The sequence below is a fragment of the Mycobacterium sp. KBS0706 genome (genome assembly GCF_005938675.2).
Lineage (GTDB): Bacteria > Pseudomonadota > Alphaproteobacteria > DSM-16000 > Inquilinaceae > Inquilinus.
Window position 1 is genome coordinate 1 of record NZ_VCCH02000345.1, and the last position, 529, is coordinate 529.

Sequence of the window (529 nt, forward strand, 5' to 3'; positions counted from 1 at the left end):
AGCACGAAACGGCGGAGCGCCGGGCCAAAATGACCGTCGATCCCCTCCGGCAGCGGCGCCACCACGGTCCGGCCGTCGGGCGTTACCCAACGCTCGCGCCGGAACCGGATCGCCATCGGCCGCAGTTCCAGATCCTGCACGAAGAAACTCTCATAGCCCTTGAAGCGCGAGCCGGCCGGCACCGCGACGGTGAGCACCCGGTCCTCGACCGCGACGCGCACCCGCTTGGCCCCGCGCCCCCGGCGCCTGCCCCCACCGGAACGCGGCTTCGGCTCGCTCGCCTGCTCCATCCCGCTCGGCTTGATCGACGGCGGCCCCTTCAGCCCCTTCAGCCGGGCGATCTCGGCCCGCTGCTCCGCCACCACCTGCTTCAGCGCCGCGACCTCGCCCAGAAGCGCCAGCACGAGCACCCTCAAATCGGCTGCGGAAAGATTATCGAGGTCATTGGCCGGCGACATGCCGACACAGAATCGGAAAACAGCCCCGCACGGAACCCGCGGCGCGCTCAGCGAGTCAACTTGACGCGCCC

The 529-nt window shown here is 70.3% G+C and carries 1 protein-coding gene; it reads right to left on the bottom strand.

The annotated features are described in order from the left end of the window. On the bottom strand, positions 1-458 hold a 458-nt coding region (locus tag FFK22_RS42195), incomplete at its 3' end, for a hypothetical protein (protein ID WP_221939323.1). Positions 459-529 lie beyond the last annotated feature (71 nt).